The sequence below is a fragment of the Streptomyces sp. ME19-01-6 genome (assembly GCF_033793745.1).
Taxonomy (GTDB): domain Bacteria; phylum Actinomycetota; class Actinomycetes; order Streptomycetales; family Streptomycetaceae; genus Streptomyces.
Genome location: NZ_JARAXF010000004.1, coordinates 402,049 through 417,081, shown reverse-complemented (window position 1 = coordinate 417,081; position 15,033 = coordinate 402,049). Strand labels below are relative to the sequence as shown.

General features: G+C 72.9%; 15 protein-coding genes. 8 read left to right on the top strand and 7 right to left on the bottom strand.

Annotated elements, in window-relative coordinates; translation table 11 throughout:
- Nucleotides 1–317: 317 nt before the first annotated feature.
- Nucleotides 318–770, top strand: coding sequence for a DoxX family protein (locus tag PV419_RS11865; RefSeq protein ID WP_319687936.1), 453 nt, complete (start codon nucleotides 318–320; stop codon nucleotides 768–770).
- Nucleotides 767–1,270 (top strand): Zn-ribbon domain-containing OB-fold protein, encoded by a 504-nt coding sequence (locus tag PV419_RS11860; protein ID WP_319687935.1) that lies wholly within the window; start codon nucleotides 767–769, stop codon nucleotides 1,268–1,270. Before PV419_RS11865 ends, PV419_RS11860 begins: the two co-directional genes overlap by 4 nt.
- On the opposite strand, the gene PV419_RS11855 is transcribed toward PV419_RS11860, so the two are convergent.
- From PV419_RS11855 to PV419_RS11840, 4 genes are all read right to left on the bottom strand, one after another.
- On the bottom strand, nucleotides 1,212–2,831 hold the full coding sequence (locus PV419_RS11855) for a serine/threonine-protein kinase (protein ID WP_319687934.1): 1,620 nt from the start codon (nucleotides 2,829–2,831) through the stop codon (nucleotides 1,212–1,214). The genes PV419_RS11860 and PV419_RS11855 overlap by 59 nt on opposite strands.
- 65 nt (nucleotides 2,832–2,896) lie before the next feature.
- Nucleotides 2,897–3,595, bottom strand: coding sequence for a pyridoxal 5'-phosphate synthase (locus PV419_RS11850; protein WP_319687933.1), 699 nt, complete (start codon nucleotides 3,593–3,595; stop codon nucleotides 2,897–2,899).
- A gap of 81 nt (nucleotides 3,596–3,676) precedes the next feature.
- Nucleotides 3,677–4,858, bottom strand: coding sequence for a thiolase C-terminal domain-containing protein (locus tag PV419_RS11845; RefSeq protein ID WP_319687932.1), 1,182 nt, complete (start codon nucleotides 4,856–4,858; stop codon nucleotides 3,677–3,679).
- 156 nt (nucleotides 4,859–5,014) lie between these two features.
- Nucleotides 5,015–5,143 carry a hypothetical protein gene (locus tag PV419_RS11840; RefSeq protein ID WP_319687931.1) on the bottom strand — a complete coding sequence of 43 codons (129 nt, stop codon included), beginning with the start codon at nucleotides 5,141–5,143 and terminating at the stop codon, nucleotides 5,015–5,017.
- Nucleotides 5,144–5,329: 186 nt separating this feature from the next.
- Between PV419_RS11840 and PV419_RS11835 the strand changes: the two genes are divergently transcribed.
- Both PV419_RS11835 and PV419_RS11830 read left to right on the top strand, forming a co-directional pair.
- Complete coding sequence (locus PV419_RS11835; RefSeq protein WP_319687930.1) at nucleotides 5,330–6,646, top strand: acyl-CoA dehydrogenase family protein; 1,317 nt, start codon at nucleotides 5,330–5,332, stop codon at nucleotides 6,644–6,646.
- Nucleotides 6,646–7,152 (top strand): nitroreductase family deazaflavin-dependent oxidoreductase, encoded by a 507-nt coding sequence (locus PV419_RS11830; RefSeq protein ID WP_319687929.1) that lies wholly within the window; start codon nucleotides 6,646–6,648, stop codon nucleotides 7,150–7,152. Before PV419_RS11835 ends, PV419_RS11830 begins: the two co-directional genes overlap by 1 nt.
- 347 nt (nucleotides 7,153–7,499) lie before the next feature.
- Here PV419_RS11830 and PV419_RS11825 read toward each other — a convergent pair whose 3' ends face one another.
- The gene (locus PV419_RS11825; protein ID WP_319687928.1) at nucleotides 7,500–8,147 is read right to left on the bottom strand and encodes a TetR family transcriptional regulator; all 648 of its coding nucleotides are present in this window, start codon (nucleotides 8,145–8,147) and stop codon (nucleotides 7,500–7,502) included.
- A gap of 393 nt (nucleotides 8,148–8,540) precedes the next feature.
- On the opposite strand from PV419_RS11825, the gene PV419_RS11820 reads away from it, so the two are divergent.
- From PV419_RS11820 to PV419_RS11805, 4 genes are all read left to right on the top strand, one after another.
- Nucleotides 8,541–9,368, top strand: coding sequence for a VOC family protein (locus PV419_RS11820; protein WP_319687927.1), 828 nt, complete (start codon nucleotides 8,541–8,543; stop codon nucleotides 9,366–9,368).
- A gap of 195 nt (nucleotides 9,369–9,563) precedes the next feature.
- Entirely contained in the window at nucleotides 9,564–12,323 is a 2,760-nt protein-coding gene (locus PV419_RS11815) for a PQQ-binding-like beta-propeller repeat protein (RefSeq protein ID WP_319687926.1), read from the top strand.
- A 126-nt stretch (nucleotides 12,324–12,449) separates the two neighbouring features.
- On the top strand, nucleotides 12,450–13,010 hold the full coding sequence (locus PV419_RS11810) for a hypothetical protein (RefSeq protein ID WP_319687925.1): 561 nt from the start codon (nucleotides 12,450–12,452) through the stop codon (nucleotides 13,008–13,010).
- Between the two features lie 155 nt (nucleotides 13,011–13,165).
- Complete coding sequence (locus PV419_RS11805; protein ID WP_319687924.1) at nucleotides 13,166–13,720, top strand: hypothetical protein; 555 nt, start codon at nucleotides 13,166–13,168, stop codon at nucleotides 13,718–13,720.
- A gap of 25 nt (nucleotides 13,721–13,745) precedes the next feature.
- On the opposite strand, the gene PV419_RS11800 is transcribed toward PV419_RS11805, so the two are convergent.
- A complete protein-coding gene (locus PV419_RS11800) occupies nucleotides 13,746–14,516 on the bottom strand; it encodes an enoyl-CoA hydratase/isomerase family protein (protein ID WP_319687923.1) in 771 nt (256 codons plus the stop codon).
- Nucleotides 14,513–15,016: a Zn-ribbon domain-containing OB-fold protein gene (locus PV419_RS11795; protein WP_415925288.1), complete on the bottom strand. Its 504-nt coding sequence runs from the start codon at nucleotides 15,014–15,016 to the stop codon at nucleotides 14,513–14,515. Before PV419_RS11795 ends, PV419_RS11800 begins: the two co-directional genes overlap by 4 nt.
- Nucleotides 15,017–15,033: the final 17 nt, after the last annotated feature.

Below are 15,033 nucleotides of genomic sequence, written 5' to 3'. Positions count from 1 at the left end.
CCACCCACCCCCTCACACGCCTCGCGCCGCTACGGCCTGACGATCACATCAACGACCAAACTCCCGTACGGGTTACGCACTCCCGTGCACCCCACCGCGAAACCGAGGAAACCCAGGAAGGCCAAGTCGATCCGGCAACTGTTAAAAACAGGTAATTGGCAGGTTTCCGGCAAATTTAGTCCGAAGCGGTTGCGGATCGATCGCGGGTCGCTGTGCGATCTCTTGCGCGGTCCTTTCCGCGTCCGCTGAACTGACGTACCGTCAGATCGTGTCCAGCTGGCCGGCGGGCCGGACGGGGCGGACGGAGAGGGGGAGTGATGCGTACGATCTGGCTCAGCGGGCCCGAATGGCTCGCCGCGCTGCGCATCGGGCTCGGCCTGTGGTGGCTGGAGAGCTGGCGGCACAAGGACAAGAAGGCCTGGCTGGAACGCAGCACCGGCATCACCTGGGCGGCCGGCATCGCCGCCAAGCACCGCTGGGCGTTCGTCCGCGGCGGATTCGGCGCCGTCGTCGGGTCCCGCCCCAAGCTCATGGCGTATGTCGTGCTCTACGCCGAGCTGGCCATCGGGCTCGGCCTGGTCCTGGGCTTCCTCACCCCGATCGCCCTGATCGGCGGCGCGCTGCTGAACCTGCTCTACTTCGTGCTCATGATCCACGACTGGGCCGAGCAGGGGCAGAACTCGATGATGGTGCTCATCTCCCTGGTCGCCCTCCTCGGCATGAGCTGGCAGACCTGGGCGCTGGACGAGACGTGGGGGCTGTTCCTGTGAGCGCGCCCCCCGCGGGCGCGCCCCGCTTCGACCTGCCGGAGATCGACGCCTTCACCCGCCCCTATTGGGACGCGGCCGCGCGGGGGCACTTGCTGATCCGCCGCTGCACGGACTGCGGCCGAGCCCACCACTACCCACGCGAGTTCTGTCCCCGGTGCTGGAGCGAGCACGTCATCTGGGAGCGGGCGAGCGGCCGCGCGACCCTCTACACCTGGTCCGTGGTGCACCGTAACGACCTCCCGCCGTTCGGCGCCCGTGTCCCCTATACCGCCGCCGTGGTCGAACTCGCCGAGGGCCCGCGCATGATGACCGAACTGGTCGGGTGCGCCGGTCCGGATCTGCGCGTGGACATGGAGCTGCGCGTCGACTTCCGCGCCCCGGACGGGGACGTCTCACACGAGGGCGCCCCGGCGATCCCCGTCTTCCGCCCCGCCGGCGGCGTCACGTCCCGTCGACGTGCTCGGCCTCCGGCTGCCAACGAGAGCCGGCGTAGCGGGTGAGGGCGTCGATGAGCGCGGAGTGCTGCTGATCGCTCAAGGGGCCGAGGACGCAGAGCGGGACCCTGCCGTGCTCGCGGGGGGCGAGCGGGGCGGGGTAGATCCAGCCCGCGGGGCGGGCGCGGTCGGGGTGCGGGGCGTCGTCGGTGAAGCGGGCGTGGAGCCCCGCGTAGCGGTACGGCGCCGGGGACTCGATGTTCTCCAGGGTGACCATCTTGAGGTGGTCCCAAACGAACGTGCGGCGTCCCGTGGGGCCGGTCGCGATCGTGGCGCCGGTGGCGTCGGTGGTCGTGATGCCGCGCGGGCCGATGTGGAGGGTCCACGGGGGTTTCCGCCGGAGCAAGCTCGCGTGGCGGATCACCTTGCCCGTGCTCACCAGCATACTGATCACGCCGAAGAGCGTGGCCAGGCCGCCGAATACCCACACCAAGATGACCAGCATCCACGGGTTGTCGTCCTGCTTCTGCCCCACGGTGATCTTGCCTGCGGCAAACGGGTAGTAGATGCTGGCCGCCGTGACCGCCGCGACGACCGCGAGGGCGAGCCAACCGCGCCAGAGGGGTCCGGGGGCCGGGGGAGCGTAGTCGGCCCTCCGCTCCCGCCCGGTCCAGGCGATCTCGAACGGCCCGTCGGAAGCGGACAACCGCCGGGTGGGCGGTGGGGTTTCCGTACGCGGCGGCACCACGGGCACCGTGACGGCCGTGGCGGACACGCCGGGTGCGCCGGGCTCGTCGAGGGTGGCCCGCAGCCGCCCGAGGCGCTCGTGGACCGCGGCCGCCGTCTGGGGGCGCCGGTCAGGATCGCGCCGGAGCAGCTCGGCGACCAGCTCCGTCACCGCGGGCGGCAGGTCCGGGCGGAGGGTGTCGAGCGAGGGGGCCTCCTCGTCGAGCTTGCGGCGCATCACCGCGATGCCGTTGTGGCCGGTGAACGGCGGGCGGTCGGTGAGCAGGGCGAAGAGCACGCCGCCGAGGGCGTACAGATCCGAGCGCTCGTCCCCGCGCTCGGTGAGGAACTGCTCGGGTGCGCCGTACTCCGGGGTGCCCGCCGGGGCGAGCTGTGAGGAGTGGGCGACCGTGAAGGCGGCCTGGACGAACCCGGCGATGCCGAAGTCCACTACCTTCACCCGGCCGTCCGGGGTGAGCATCACATTGTGCGGCTTGATGTCGTAGTGGATGACCTGCGCCCGGTGCGCGGCGACCAGCGCCGCGCAGATCTCCTGGGCGATCTCCAGCGCGCGGGCCGGGCCCATGGGGCTCTTGTCGCGGATGTGCTGGGCGAGGGTGGTGCCCTCGACCCGCTCCATGACGAGGAAGAGCAGGTCTTCGTGGACCCCTCGGTCGTGCAGGGCGACCACGTTCGGATGGCTGATCTGCGCGGCGGCCACCGCCTCCCGCTCGAAGCGGGCCGGCAGGTCCGGCGGCACCGTGTCGTCGAGTGCCAGCAGCTTGACGGCCACATCACGGTGCAGGCTCCGGTCCCGGCCGGCCCACACCTCGCCCATGCCGCCCCGGCCGAGCCGCTTCACCAGCTCGTACCGCCCCGCGATCAGTGCACCGCGCTCCACCCGCCACCCCCGATGACGCCGTCATGCCACGTGAGCAGGGTACGGACCACACGTCCCCCGGGCCATTACGGCCACAGCAACTCCCGCAGCCAATCACCGCCCCCGCCCGCGCGGCGGTAGCGCAGGCGTACGTGCCGCCGGTGCTCCTCCTCCTGGTAGAACTCCACCTCATCCGCGGCCAGTACATACAGCGTCCAGCTCGGCGTCGTCGTGTCCGGCTCCCGCTCGACCCGCTCGCGCGCCGCCTCGAAGGCCCGCTCCAGCTCCCCGTCCGAGCCCAGGACCTCGCTCTGCCGCCCGCCCCCGGCCAGCGCGGCCGTCAGCGCCGCCGGTGAGCGCCCGCGCAGATCCGCCGCGCTCTCCTCGGGGCCGGCCGCCGTGACCCGTCCGCCGATCCGCACCTGCCGGCCCACCGCGGTCCAGTGGAAGCCCAGCGCCGCGTACGGGTGCGCGGCCAGCTCCCGGCCCTTGCGGCTGGTGCGATGGGTGCCGAAGTGCCAGCCGCGCGCGTCGGCGTCGTGCAGCATCACCGTACGTACGGACGGGCGGCCGTCCGCGTCGGCGGTGGCCAGCATCATGGTGTGCGGGCCCGGTACGCCCGCCTCGGCGGCCTCGCGCAGCCACCGCCGGAAGAGCGGGAGCGGCGTCTCGGGCGCCGTCGCCGGGTCGAAGGCGGGCAGCTCGCCGCCGTCGCGCACGCGCAGTCCGCGCAGCAGCGCGCGGAATTCCTCGGCGGCCTCGTCGTCGGCTCCGGTTCCAGCCATCGGGTCCCCTGCCTCCTTCTCGTGCCAGGTGCACAGGTGAGCAGGGTGACACAGCGTCCGCCGCCCGTACGGTCGCCCGCCTCAGCCGCGCCCGAGCACCACCGTCCCCGAGGAGCAGAACCAGCCACCCGTGCCCGACGCCACGGCCAGTTCCGGCAGCCGCCCGCCCGCCTTGCGGACCTGCCGCTCACCCGCCTCGCCGCGCAGCTGCCGCACGGCCTCCACCAGTAGGAACAGCCCGCGCATGCCGGGATGGCAGGCGGACAGCCCGCCGCCGTCCGTGTTCGTGGGGAGGTCGCCCGTAAGCCGCAGCCGCCCCTTGCCCGCGAACGCCCCGCCCTCGCCCTTCGCGCAGAAGCCCAGATCCTCCAGGGTCACCAGCGTCATATAGGTGAACGCGTCGTAGAGCTCGGCCACGTCGATGTCCGACGGCCGCACCCCGGCCCGCTCGAAGGCCTGCCGCCCGGAGGACGCCGCGGGAGAGACGGTGAAGTCGTGCCACTCCGACATGGTGGTGTGGGAGATCGCGGTGCCCGAACCCAGCACCCACACCGGGGGCTTCGCCGTATCCGGTACGTACTCCTCGCCCGCGAGCAGCACGGCGCAGCCGCCGTCGGAGCGGATGCAGCAGTGCAGCTTGGTGAAGGGATCGGCGATCACCGGGCCGCTCAGCACCTCGTCCACCGTGATCGGGGCGCGGAACATCGCGTCCGGGTTGTGCGCGGCGTTGGCGCGTGTCTGGACGGCGATGTCCGCAAGCTGTTCGAGGGTCGTGCCGTACTGGTGCATATGGCGGCGCGCGGCCATCGCGTACTTGGCGACCAGGGTGTGGCCGTACGGGACCTCGAACTGGAGCGGTCCGCGCGCCCCGAAGGAGAGGTTGGAGGTGCGGCGGCCCGCGCGGATGTCGGCGCGGGCGGTGGAGCCGTAGACCAGGAGGACGGCGCGTGCGTGGCCCGCGGCGATGGCGTCCGCCGCGTGGGCCGCCATGACCTCCCAGGTGGAGCCGCCGACGGACGTCGAGTCGGTCCAGGTGGGGCGCAGGCCCAGATACTCGGCGACCTCGACCGGGGCCAGCGTGCCGAGCCCGGCCGACGCGAGGCCGTCGACGGCCGACCGGTCGAGGCCGGAGTCGGCGAGGGCGCGCCGGGCGGCCTGGGCGTGGAGGGCGTAGGGGGTCGCATCGTCGACGCGGCCGCAGTCGGAGAGGGAGACCCCGACGACGGCGACCTTGCGGGCGCGCTTGCGCTTCGCTGCGGGCATGAATCTGACGGTACATCAGATTCATGGGGGTGGGGACGGGGCTGAATGGATGGGAGGGGCGGGCGGGGGAAGGGGCGGGTCCGGGCGATCTCCCGTATGGCCTGACTCGCACCCCTGGGTGAGCGCGGCCCCGTCCGGACCTCGCGCGCGGGGCGGCTATTGCAGGAACTGCCCCACGCATGCGGCGATCGCCACCAGAAGGCTCAGTACCCCGAGGACCACCTGCCATATGTCAGGCGGGGCCCACCGGTGGTTGTTCGTCTCCTGCGTGTCCCGATCGTCCATTTCCCCTCCTCGCTCCTCCGACTGGCCCCGGAGGACAGGGCCGCCGCCGGTTCGTGCTCCGGCGGAGCGGTGGGGGAGGAACGTGAGGGAGTGGCGGCAGTTTACAAGGGAGGCCGTGTGCAGGGGTGGGAAAGTGTGCACCTCGTCCCTAATATGACGGTCCGTCAGAAGCGGAGGTGCTTGCCGATGGACGCCGCGTTCACCGATGAACAGGTCGAGATCCGCCGTACGCTGCGCAGACTGCTGCGGGAGCGGTGCGGCCCCGACGAGGTCAAGGCGGCGGTCCGCACCGCGCCCGGCCACGACGAAGCACTGTGGCGGCTGCTCGCGCGGCAGCTCGGGCTGCCCGGCCTGGCCCTCCCCGGGGAAGCCGGGGGGGTCGGCTGCGGACCCACCGAGCTGGCCCTCGCCTGCGAGGAGACGGGGCGCGCGCTGCTCCCGTCCCCGCTGACAGCCACCGCGGTGCTCGCCGCGCCCCTCGTCGACCGGCTCGGGACGGGCGCGCAGCGCGCCGAACTGCTGCCGCGCATCGCGGACGGCGAGCTCACGGCGTCGCTCGCGGTGCCCGGCGGGGGCCTGACCAGGGCGCTCGGCCTGACCAGCGGGGACGACGGCGCGGACGACGGCGGGGGCTGGGCGGGCGGCGGGCGCGCGGGGGGCGTCCAGGCGCGGCAGAGCGGGAGCGGGGGCTGGCGGCTTTACGGGCAGGTCGACCAGGTCCTCGACGGGCACAGCGCGGGGCTGCTGCTCGTCGCCGCCCGCACGGGCGGCTATACGCGCGGCCGGACGCTGCTCTTCCTCGTACGGGCCGGGGCACCCGGCCTGGCCCGTACGAGGCTGACCGCCCTCGACGAGACCCGGCCGCAGGGCCGGATCGAGCTGCGGGACGTGCCGGCCGAGCTGCTGGGGGCGGAGGGGGCGGAGAGCGCGGAGGTGGTGGGCGCGCTGGCGCGGCTGGGCATGACGGCGGCGGCCGCGCTCGCCGCCGAGGCGGTGGGCGCGGCGGACGCGGCGCTGGAGCGGACGGTCGAGTACGTGCGGACGCGGGTGCAGTTCGGCCGGCCGGTCGGGTCCTTCCAGGCGGTCAAGCACCGGTTGGCGGAGGTGTATGTGAAGGTCGAGGCGGCGCGGTCGGCGGCGTACTACGCGGCGTGGGCCGTGGGGCGGCCCGCGGCGGCGCACAGGACCGGGGCGGGTCCGGGTGCCGTTCCGGCCGAGGCGGCCGTCGCGAGCGGTCTCGCGCTCGCCCAGGCGTTGGACGCGCAGCGCGCGGCCGCCGGGGAGGCGGTACAGCTGCACGGCGGCGTCGGCTTCACCTGGGAACACGACGCGCACCTCTCCTTCAAGCGGGCCGCCTCGGACGAGCTGCTCTTCGGGCCGGTGCACCGGCTGCGGGCAAGCGCGGCCGAGCGGGAAGGGCTGTTCGCGGAGCCGGACGCGTCGAGCGTGGGCGCGGGTGCGGGCGCCGATGGGCGCCGGGCCCGGAAGGCGGTGGCGGTGTGATGGCGCCCTCAACGCGTACGGGCTACGGAGTCCGGCTGATCCAAAAGGTGTCGTCGGGCCGAGCCTTCGCGAAGGTCGCGCCGCACATCGTCCCGGCGCTCGACCGCGCCGTGCACCGGCTGACGCGCGGAAAGGTGCTGCCCAGCGCCCGGATGCTGCCGGGCGTGGTCCTCACGACGAGGGGCGCGAGAAGCGGCCTGCCGCGCCGCACCCCGCTGGCCTGCATGCCGGAGGACGGCACCTGGCTCCTGATCGGCAGCAACTTCGGCCGGCCGGGCCACCCGGCATGGACCGCGAACCTGCTGGCCCACCCGGACGCCGAGATCAGCTGGGAGGGCCGCGACATCGCGGTCCGGGCGCGGCTGCTGGAGGGCGAGGAGCGGGCGGCGGCATGGGCGGCGGCACTCCGCTTCTGGCCGCCGTACGCGACGTACCAGGCGCGCGTGGAGCGCCAGATCCGGTTGTTCCGCGTGACGCCGACGCGGGAGGGCTCCGACGACGCCTAGGGCGGCGGGGTACGGCGGCGCGTAGGGCGGGGTACGGCGGTACGCGTCGTCCACGGCGTCGGGGCGCCGGCTGGAGACCGCCGCGGAAGACCGCCGCGCGCGGGACGTCGTGAGACGACCCGCGCGCGGCGGTGTGGTGCAGCTGCGGGCCGGGGCGCGGCGGCGGGGGCTCGGGGAGCCGGCCGGGGCCGCCGTGGGGCCGGTGGGTCGGGGTTCGCCGTGGGGGGTGACAGGACGTGCGAGACCCCGGAGCCGACCGGCCCGCGCTGGTGGACGAGCGGTGACGGGCCCGAAGGGGAGGGACCCGGCGCTCGCGGCGCCGACGCGCGCGGTGCGTGTTGCGTGCCTTACTTGGGCGGCTTCCTGCCCGTGATGCCGAGGTGGACCACAAGCGTCAGGGCGGGCCTGAGCTCGGCTTGTTTGACGCCCCAGCTCTGGAAGCCCTTCTGGTGGCCGGCGACCGCGGCCAGCATCGCGACGATCGAGCCCGCGACGGCCGCCGGGCTGACGTCCTTGTCGTACCGGCCCTTCGTCTGGAGCTCCTTGACGGCATCGGTCAGGGAATTGTTCACGGAGTTGAGGATCTTCATGCGGATCTTGTAGAACCGCTTGTCCCCCTCCGCCGCGCCAAGATCGACAACGCGCAGGATGGCGTCGTGTTTGCGCCAGAAAGAGAGGAAGCCCTCGACGAGTTCTTCCGCGGCCTGTGCCCCGGATTTTCCGGCCCACGAGCGCCCGGCGACCAGATCGGTCAGGCCCGCGCCTTCCTTCGCCATCTCCTCCGCGATCTCGAGGACGGCGCCCTCGACATCGGGGAAGTACTGGTAGAACGTCGCGGGCGAGGTGCCGGCCTTGCGCGCGACGTCGATGACCTTGACGTCTCGGTACGGGGATGTGCTGAGCATCTCGCTGAGGCAGTCGAGCAGCTTCTGCCGCGTCGCCTGCCCGCGGCGACCGGCGACCCGCCCGTCGACGGTGCGTACTTGTCCTGTCATGACGTCAGCTTACCGAGGGGTGATCGAAGCGCGATTCGGCTGCGTGCAAATGGGGACCGTGTTCGGCTCGGGACTCCCGGGGCCGCGCTGATCAGGGAGAACGAGTCATCGAGGCCCATCTGGGCGGCGGATCTCCCGCCCGTCGACAGCTAACCCGTCCGCGTGAATCATATTATCAACAGGCTGTGGATAACTTCGGTGGACAGAGTGGCGAGCGATGCAGGTCGGGGGATCGGCAAGCGGCCTGAAATAGACCATGGAGGTGCTCCCGAATCAGGCCTCGCGTCCGCGTATCGAATCGGGCTTTCCTGGCGATGAACCGTTAGCGTGGCAAATGACGCGAAAAGCGTCGTGTGTGGTGAAGAGGGGTATTCGCGCGGGAGGACCGGAACCATGGCCGCATTCGCGGAAGGTGTGCCCTGCTGGGCGGACGCGATGCTCCCCGACCTGGAGGCCGGCAAGCGCTTCTACGGCGAGCTGTTCGGCTGGACCTTCGGGGCGGGTGAGCCGCGTTACGGCCGCTACACCCAGGCGTTCCACCACGGGCGGAACGTCGCCGCCCTCGCACCCAAGCCGGACGGCCGGATGCCGACCGTCTGGAACATCTACTTCGCCGCCCAGGACGCCGCCGCCACCGCCGCGCGCATCCGCGCCGCCGACGGCCGTCTGATCACCGAGCCCATGCGGATCGGGGACTTCGGCGCCATGGCGACGGCCGTGGACCCCGGGGGCGCGGTCTTCGGTGTCTGGCAGGCGGGCAGCCACCCCGGCTTCGAGGAGCACGGCGCCCCCGGCTCATACGGCTGGAGCGAGCTCCGTACCCGGGACCCTGAGCGTGTGGACGCCTTCTACCGGGCGGTCTTCGGGTACGGGACGGTGCGGCAGGGGGGACAGGGGGGACAGGGGGGACAGGGGGAAGCTGACGTCGTGTTCTGGGCGCCTCGCGGGAAGCCCGCCGAGCCCGGGTACGCGATCGGCGCCCGCACCGTCATGGGTGACAGATTTCCGGCCGAAATGCCCGCGCACTTCCTCACCTACTTCGTGGTGGCGAACTGTGACGAAGCCGCGCGGACGGCGCACGCGCTCGGGGGACGCCTGCTCAATGACCCCGAAAATACGCCGTATGGGCGTTTCGCGGTGCTTGCGGACAATCAGGGCGCGCTCTTCGCCGTCGTCGACACCTCGGCGGCACGCACTTCGCGCACGGAAAGCGGAGCGTAGCGGGGCCTGGGGTCCGGCATACGGCAAGGTGGAGGACTGGCGGGTGCCGCCCGGGGACACGACGAAATCGCCCCCGGGTTCGCAACCGCCGCCTTCGCCAGAGAGAATGCAGGATGCGTGCCGCCGGTTGGTTTGTCGGTGAGACGCTGCAGCGGGGCGGTATTTTTTCAAGCCCCACGGGGAGGTGGCAGGCAAGTGGTGGAGCAGCTGACGCAGCACGATCCGAGGCGTATCGGCCCGTTCGAGGTGCTCGGCCGGCTCGGCGCGGGCGGCATGGGGCTGGTCTATCTGGCCCGCTCGGCGTCCGGCCGGCGGGTCGCGATCAAGACGGTGCGGACCGAGCTCGCCGAGGACCAGCTGTTCCGTGTCCGCTTCACCCGCGAGGTGGAGGCGGCGCGCGCGGTCAGCGGCTTCTACACGGCCGCCGTCGTGGACGCCGATCCGCGTGCCGCGGTGCCGTGGCTGGCCACCGCGTATGTGCCGGCTCCCTCCCTCGAGGAGATAGTCAATGAGTGCGGGCCGATGCCGGCCCAGGCGGTGCGCTGGCTGGCGGCCGGGGTCGCCGAGGCGCTGCAGTCCATCCATGGCGCGGGCCTGGTCCACCGGGATCTGAAGCCGTCGAATGTGCTGGTCGTCGAGGACGGCCCGCGAGTGATCGACTTCGGTATCGCGTCCGGAGTCTCGAACACCCGGCTGACGATGACCAACGTGGCGGTGGGCACCCCGGCCTATATGTCGCCCGAGCAGGCGCGCGACTCGCGCAGCGTGACCGGCGCGAGCGACATCTTCTCGCTCGGCTCGACGCTGACGTTCGCGGCGACCGGCCATGCCCCGTTCCACGGCGCCAACCCGGTCGAGACCGTATTCATGCTGCTGCGCGAGGGCCCGGATCTGACCGGCCTGCCGGACGAGCTGCGGCCGCTCATCGAATCCTGTATGCAGATGGAGCCCGAGCGCAGGCCCAGTCCGGCCGATCTGCAGTCGCAGCTGGCCCCGCATCTGTTCGCATCCAACGCCGAGGACAGTGGGACGGCCTCGGCCTGGCTGCCGGCCGGCGCGGTGGCGCTGATCGAGCGCAAGCGCAACGGGCGGAACCAGATCGCGCGCCCCGCGCGGGGCGCGGACGGCCGTCACGGCGGCGATGGCGCGAGCGGTGGCGGTGGGAGCCGGCCGGCCGCGCCGCTGCCGCCGGAGCGCCCGCCGACGCCCGCGCCGGGGTACGACGCGCATGGACCGGGCACGGGGCGCGGCGGCCGGCACAGCGCGCCCGCCGGCGCCTCCGGTTGGGAGCCCATGGTCGCGGGCGACCCGCGCGGCGGCCTGCGCACCAATACAGCGAACCCTCCGAATACAGCGAACCCTCCGGGCCCGCCGAACCCGCTGAGCGCCATCGGCCCCGGGCGCCACGCCGCGCCCGGGTCGGCGGCCCCGTCGGGCCCGCCGACCGGGCCGCCCCCGGTCCAAGGCCCCACCGGACCCGGCGTAGCGGCCGGTCCGGCGGGGCCGGCGGGCCCGACAGGTCCGCCTGGTCCGGTGGGGCCGGCGCCCGTCGGAGCCGACGCGTCGGTCCGCTTGCCCGGTTCCAAGGTGCCCATCGGCCCGGGCCCCCGGGCCACCGACGGGCGCGAGCCGCAGCCGCAGCACGAGACGGGCCCCGCCACCGGCTGGGTGCGCCCGCCGACCGGCCTGACCGGCGGGGCGAACGGAGGCGATGGCGGCCTCGTGACGGGCGCGGTTCCACCGCCGTCGTCCCCGCCCACCTCGGCCCCCTCCCCGGACGCCTCCGAGGCCCCGGGCGGGGCCGGGGCGCACGGCCGCTGGCGCCCCTGGCGGTTCCGTATGTCGAACGACGTGTGGGGCACCCCGGCCGTCGCGGGCGACCTGCTGTACGTGACGTCCTTCGAGGTGCACGCGCTGGACGTGGCCACGGGGCGGCGGCAGTTCAAGACCCGCGACGTGGCCTGGGCCATGGCCGTCTCGAACGGCCGGATCCACGCCTCGGACGGCCCCACGCTGTACGCGCTGGACGCGGAGGACGGCGCCGAGCGGTGGCGGCTGTCCACGGACGGCTGGGTCTACTCCCTCAAGGTCGACCGCGGCACGGTGGTGACCGGCACCCGGGGCGGCGGCGTCCAGGCCTGGGAGGCCGCCAACGGCGAGCTGCTGTGGGAGATGCAGGGCGCCCAGACCGACTTCGAGACGCCCGAGTCCGGGCCGGCCATTTACGACGGCACGGTCTTCGTCTGGGCGGAGGCGCGGCTGCGCGCCCTGGAGGCGCGCACGGGCGTGGAGCGCTGGTCGTACCCGATCGGCGACGCGGCGTCCTGCGGCGGCGTCCCGGTCCGGCTGCTGTCGGCCCCCGACGGGGTCGTGTACGTGGCGGCGGGCACGCGCGTGCTGGCGATCGACATCGCGCGCGGGGAGGTGCGGTGGCGCTTCGAGTCGCCCGCCGTCTTCCTGTGCGCCCCCGCGTACGCGCCGGGGCCGGCGGTGACGGGCGGCGGCGTCTACATCGCCGACTACCTCGGCACGGTCTACGCCCTGGACGCGGCGAACGGCCGTGACCGCTGGCGGATCGCCACCGAGGCGCGCCAGTCGAGCGAGCCGGTGCTGGTGGCGGACGGGTCGGTGCACCTGGGCAGCGGCAGCGCGCTGTACACGCTGGACGCGGTCACCGGCACGCCCAAGTGGCGCTTCGCGGCGGGCGGCGAGGTGATCGGCTCCCCGGTCGTCGCGGACGGCCGGGTCCACTTCGGCTCGGCCGACCACTGCCTCTACACGGTGGACGCGGCGGGCGGACAGCTGCGGTGGAAGCTCGCGACGGGCGGCGAGATCACGGGCTCGCCGGTGGCTTCGGGCGGCGTGGTGTACGCGTGCAGCAAGGACCGCTGTGTCTACGCGCTGGACGCGGTCAAGGGCACCGGCCAGTCACGGGCGTCGGCGCGCCAGGGGTAGCCCGTCACGTATCGGGCGAGGCAGCCCGTCGTATACCTGACAGCGCCTGCTACGGTGGCGGGCGCTGTCCGGACCCGGTGGGGCCGGGGCAGGGAAGATTGACGCGGAAAATCGGGGGCTCAATACATGATGCGTCGTGGTCTGCGGCTGACGGCCGTACTCGCGGTGGTGCTGGTGGCGCTGACGGGATTCAAGAGCCGTGGACACGGGCGGCACGGCTCGGGCGGCGGGGGCGGCTGCTCCAACTCCAGCCACTCCAGTTCCAGTTCCGGTTCGGGCTCCAGCTCCGGCGGCTACTCCGACTCCGATGACTCCAGTTCCACCTCGGGGACCGGTGGCTACCGCTACAACGACCGCTACGACAGCAACGACTCCTCGTCGAGCAGCGGTTCGTCGAGTGGTTCCTCCTCCAAGCGCGTAGGGCCCGCGCCGACCGTGGCCCTCGTCAAGTGCGCCGGCAAGGACAAGAAGGGCGAGCCGGCCGCGATCGTGAAGGTGGGCAACCGCACCGACAAGCCCCAGACGTACGTCGTCACCATGGACTTCCGCGACAAGGACTCCAAGGTGACCTCGGGCAGTGCGTACGTGCGCTTCGCCGCGAAGCAGACGAAGACCGTGAAGGTTCCTCTGGATGATCCTGGGGTTGTGGGAACCGTAGTGACGTGTGAGGTCGTCTCCGTCGACTGAACGGGCTCGACTGAACGGGCCGGGCCGGTCCGACGCCCTTCCTGAAGTGACTTTGGGGTAGGAAGCCCCACTGCCTAGGGTGGCGTGTACTCGTCAACAGTCGAGGTCGGCCTGAATGCGTCTTCCAACGGGGGTAATCCATGAATCGCCGCTCCATGCGTCTTGTCGCCGTCGCCGCGATCGGCCTTCTGGCCCTGACCGGCTGCGGAAAGAAGGGCAGGCACAGCAGCGGGTCCGGCGGCTTCGTCTCCGGCGGCAGCGGCGGTGACGCGCCGCTGTCCAGCCCGAGCGGCCTCCCGACCGATCTGCCCACGGACCTCCCGTCGTTCACCCCTTCCGACGTGCCGTCGTTCACCCCTTCCGACCTGCCGTCGTACACCCCGTCGCCCTCGTACAGCTACTCCGCGCCGCCCACCTACAACTCGGACGGCACGAACGACGTCTCCGCCACCGGCTGCGACTACGACGAGTCCACCAGTTCGTTCCAGTACACCCTCACCATCCGGAACCCCGAGACGCAGACCATGCGCTACGGGATCAGCGTCAAGTGGAACGACCAGTCCACCACCAGCCTGCTCGGCAGCGACTACGAGTCCGTCACGGTGTCGGCCGGCAGCAGCCAGACGGTCACGGCCACCTCCTACCGCACTCTCACCGAGCAGACGTCCTTCACCTGCAAGGTGGAGTCGGTGCTCAAGTACGCGAGCTGAGGCGCCCCTCGGCCGGCGCCGACCCTCACCGCGTACGGAACCCCGGCGTCCGGGCCGCGAAGAGCCCCGCCTGGCGCTCCGGCGGAAGATTCCCGAGCGCGATCAACTGCGGGGCCCGCGCCAGCGCCTGGGCCAGCGTCGCCTCCTTGGCCGCCCACACCGCCCGTACCGTCCCCTGCACCGCCGCTGACGGATACGACGCGATGACGGCGGCCGCGCGCAGGGCGGCGGCGACCGGGTCGGCACCGGCCGGGGTCACCTCGCTGACCAGGCCGATCTCATACGCCCGCCGGGACGTGAGGCGTTCCGCGGTGCCCATCAGCGCCATCCGCGCGACCTCCCCCAGGGGCATGCGCTGCGCCATGTAGACCGCCTCGTAGGCGCTGACCATGCCGTAGCTGGTGTGCGGGTCGAAGAACGTGGCGTGCTCGGCGGCGACGATGAACTCCGCCTCGCCCAGCAGGTAGAACGCCCCGCCGCAGGCCATTCCGCCCACCGCGGCGACGACCGGCTTCCACAAATCGTTCGCCTTGGGCCCGATGGTCAGCAGCGGGTCGTCGACCGAGTACGGCGACGAGGGCTGGGGCACCCGCACCGCGCGGTCGATGCCGGTGCAGAAGGCCTGGTCGCCCGCCCCGGTCAGCACCACGGCCCGCACCGACTCGTCCATCCGGAAGCCGCGCCAGACGGCCGCCAGCTCCGCGGCCGTCTCCAGGTCGATGGCGTTGTGCCGCTCGGGCCGGTCGAGCGTGACGACCGCGACGCCGCCGTCCTCGACCCGGGTACGCACCGTCATGGCCGCTCCAGGACCCAGCGCGGCACCGCGATACCGCCCGCCGGCTGAGGGAAGACCGCCCGCACCGGGGCGTTGATCCGGATCCGCGCCGGGTCGACCGAGTCGAGGGCGGCGTCGGCGTCGGCGACCAGATTGCCCACCAGGCGGATGCGCGGGGCGTCCGCGAGCTCGACGAGGATCACGTTGTACGGCGCCTGCGCGGCGTACGCGGGCAGCAGCGGCGGGTGCGGCAGGACGTACGACCAGATCCGGCCACGGCCGCTGGTCCGGATCCACTCGCTCGCGAAGGACTGGCAGTGCGGACAGCAGGGGCGGGGCGGGAAGCGGGGCTCGCCGCAGTCGGCGCAGGTCTGGACGCGCAGCTCGCCGCGCGCCGCGTAGGCGAAGAAGGGCGCCCCGTCCTCGTCGGGCACGGGCATGAGCAGCCCCTCGGGCGGCCCCTCGGGCGGCCCCTCTTCCTCCGTGCCTCCGGAGCCGTCCCGGATACCGGCGTGTGTCATCTCCTGGATCAACTCCC

Excerpts from the sequence above, each read along its gene's own strand:
- PV419_RS11865 (WP_319687936.1), top strand. The coding sequence starts at position 318 with ATGCGTACGATCTGGCTCAGCGGGCCCGAATGGCTCGCCGCGCTGCGC.
- PV419_RS11850 (WP_319687933.1), bottom strand. The coding sequence starts at position 3,595 with ATGGCTGGAACCGGAGCCGACGACGAGGCCGCCGAGGAATTCCGCGCG.
- PV419_RS11845 (WP_319687932.1), bottom strand. The coding sequence starts at position 4,858 with ATGCCCGCAGCGAAGCGCAAGCGCGCCCGCAAGGTCGCCGTCGTCGGG.
- PV419_RS11840 (WP_319687931.1), bottom strand. The coding sequence starts at position 5,143 with ATGGACGATCGGGACACGCAGGAGACGAACAACCACCGGTGGGCCCCG.
- PV419_RS11835 (WP_319687930.1), top strand. The coding sequence starts at position 5,330 with ATGGACGCCGCGTTCACCGATGAACAGGTCGAGATCCGCCGTACGCTG.
- PV419_RS11830 (WP_319687929.1), top strand. The coding sequence starts at position 6,646 with ATGGCGCCCTCAACGCGTACGGGCTACGGAGTCCGGCTGATCCAAAAG.
- PV419_RS11825 (WP_319687928.1), bottom strand. The coding sequence starts at position 8,147 with ATGACAGGACAAGTACGCACCGTCGACGGGCGGGTCGCCGGTCGCCGC.
- PV419_RS11820 (WP_319687927.1), top strand. The coding sequence starts at position 8,541 with ATGGCCGCATTCGCGGAAGGTGTGCCCTGCTGGGCGGACGCGATGCTC.
- PV419_RS11810 (WP_319687925.1), top strand. The coding sequence starts at position 12,450 with ATGATGCGTCGTGGTCTGCGGCTGACGGCCGTACTCGCGGTGGTGCTG.
- PV419_RS11805 (WP_319687924.1), top strand. The coding sequence starts at position 13,166 with ATGCGTCTTGTCGCCGTCGCCGCGATCGGCCTTCTGGCCCTGACCGGC.
- PV419_RS11800 (WP_319687923.1), bottom strand. The coding sequence starts at position 14,516 with ATGACGGTGCGTACCCGGGTCGAGGACGGCGGCGTCGCGGTCGTCACG.
- PV419_RS11795 (WP_415925288.1), bottom strand. The coding sequence starts at position 15,016 with ATGACACACGCCGGTATCCGGGACGGCTCCGGAGGCACGGAGGAAGAG.